The 1756-nt window shown below is 65.5% G+C and carries 1 protein-coding gene; it reads right to left on the minus strand.

Annotated elements, in window-relative coordinates; all coding sequences use genetic code 11:
- Nucleotides 1–79: 79 nt before the first annotated feature.
- Nucleotides 80–1645 (minus strand): transposase, encoded by a 1566-nt coding sequence (locus ACWGST_RS17010; protein WP_452047851.1) that lies wholly within the window; start codon nt 1643–1645, stop codon nt 80–82.
- Between the last annotated feature and the right edge of the window lie 111 nt (nt 1646–1756).

Genomic DNA, 1756 nt, shown 5'->3' on the forward strand with positions numbered 1-1756 from the left:
GAGGCTGTCGCGTGAATGTGTCGGGGGGGCGACGGGTTGCAGCGTTCCGGGGCGTGCTGGGGTCGCGGGCCGCGAGTGCTTAGGCGAGGCTGGCGGTGCGGAGTTTGAGGAGGTTGTGGGCTGCGCAGATGAGGCGCCATTCGCTGTTCACGGCGTCGATGCCTCGGCGGGTGAATCTTCGGTAGCCGAGGTTGTTCTTGATGTTCCCGAAGACGGGTTCGATGGTGTGTTGCCGTTTCGCGTAGAGCTTCGCGCCGATCGGGTGGCCGAGTTTGTGGTCCATCTGTTGTCGGGCGATGACGGGGTCGGTGTGTTCGCCTCGGACGTGGGCGAGCATCACGTTGACCCGGGCGGGCGAGACCATCAGTTGGTCTGCTGCGGCGCGTTTGGAGATCTCTGCCCGGTCGACTTGTTCGATCACGGGGATCCATTCCGCGGGCTCGGGCTCGCTGGTGCGGGTGGTGATCTGTTCGCCCTCGGTCCCGAAGTACCGTTTCGTCATGTCCCGCACCCAGGTGTAGGAGACGCCAAGGATCTCGCCTGCTTTCCGCTGCGAGAGCTCGCCCCGGTTGACCCTTGCGAGCACGGCGAGTTTGTCGTCATCGGGTTTCGGGGCTTTGCGCCATGCGGTCTTCCGGGTCGCGATCAAGACGTCCGTGCCGACGTCGGTGGTGCCGTTCGTGGCGGTCCAGTACCCGGCATCGGCGAGGAACACGCCCACCATGCCGGAGTGGCCGGCATCGGTCAGGTTCTCCGTGACCGCGGTGACCATTGGGACGAAGTGGGGCTGGTCGTTCGTGGTGACGGTGACCTCCGCGGCAACCACGATCTGCTTCTCGGTCGCAGCGGTCTGCGCGTTGTATCCCTGCAACGCTCCGCGCGCGCCGGTCGCGATCACTCTTGAGTGCGGGTCGGTCGTGTTCGCCCGTCGCGGCTTGGCCCGCCGCGCCGTGTCGGGCTTCGGTTTGGGACCGGTCAGCTTCTTCCCGGACGCCTGCTCCTTCCGGTCCCGCTCGGCCATCCGGGACTCGTAATCGTGGGACTTCTCCCGTTCGAGTTCGTCCAGTGCTGCCCGGATCCGGTCCCGCCGGCCGCGACCCCCGGACCACTGTGCGGGCAGTTCGTCGCCGCGCTTGTCACCGAGCAACTCGTCCTCGACGGCATCGGTCTCCTCGGCCTCGCGGAGGATCTCGGCCGCGAGGTCTTCCCGGGTCCGGTTCGCGAAGAACGACGCGTCCGCGGCGATCTTCGTGCCATCGATCGCGACCACGCCGGCATCGACGAGACCCGCTTTCACGCAGAGCCCGAGGACCTGCCCGAACAGTCCAGCGATCGCGTCCTGGTGGCGGCGCCGGAACCGTGCCAGCGTCGCGTGATCCGGGGTCTGATTGGCTGCCAGAACCCGATAAGCGACATCCTCGACCAGGCGTCGTTCGATACGGCGGGAGGAACGTTCCCCGGTGCAGTACGCGTAGAGCAGCACCGCAAGCATCGCTGCGGGATCGTAAACCGCACCACCACGACCGTCCGCGCGATACGACCCGTAGAACATGGTCAGATCCAGCTCATCGACCATATCCACCATGAACCACGCGAGGTGACCTTCCGGCAGCCAGTCCCGCACCGACGGCGGCAGCAGGAACACCTGATCACGATCCCCAGAACGCACATTCACAACCATAGTTAATTATGGTCTGATCAGGCATTCATTGCACATTCGGCACGCCGAGTCGCCCAGGATTCACGCGACAGCCTC

It is taken from the genome of Agromyces sp. NPDC055520 (genome assembly GCF_053619715.1).